This window comes from Mycobacteroides franklinii (assembly GCF_001853795.1).
Classification (GTDB): Bacteria; Actinomycetota; Actinomycetes; order Mycobacteriales; family Mycobacteriaceae; genus Mycobacterium; species Mycobacterium franklinii.
This window is the reverse complement of the sequence record NZ_MLIK01000010.1, coordinates 1-432: the sequence shown is the minus strand read 5'-3', so window position 1 is coordinate 432 and position 432 is coordinate 1. Positions and strand designations below refer to the sequence as shown.

At 68.3% G+C, this 432-nt stretch carries 1 protein-coding gene; it reads right to left on the bottom strand.

The window, feature by feature from the left end; genetic code table 11:
* Window positions 1–4: 4 nt before the first annotated feature.
* A partial coding sequence (locus BKG76_RS07065; protein WP_207543752.1) for a proton-translocating transhydrogenase family protein occupies window positions 5–432 on the bottom strand: 428 nt, incomplete at its 5' end.

Below are 432 nucleotides of genomic sequence, written 5' to 3'. Positions count from 1 at the left end.
GGTTCTAGCTGCGGGAGAACATCGCGAGCATGCGACGCGTCACCGCGAAGCCGCCGAATACGTTGATGCTGGCCAGCAGGATGGCGCAGGTAGCGATCGCGGTCACCAGCGCGTTGCCGTGGCCGATCTGCAGCAGGGCGCCCACCACGATGATTCCGGAAATCGCGTTGGTCACCGACATCAGCGGGGTGTGCAGCGCGTGGTGCACATTGCCGATCACGTAGTAGCCGATCACGATCGCCAGCGCGAACACCGTCAGGTGGACCTGCAGCGCTGCCGGCGAGATCGCGATCAGGGCGAAGATCGCGGCCGCCGCGGCGAACGTGATGCCCAGCCGGCGTCCGGTTGACATCGGCTGTTTCTCTTCCTTGGCTGCCGGCGCGGCCGCCGCAGCGGGCTGGGCGGCCGGGGCGGCCGACACCTGAACCGGCG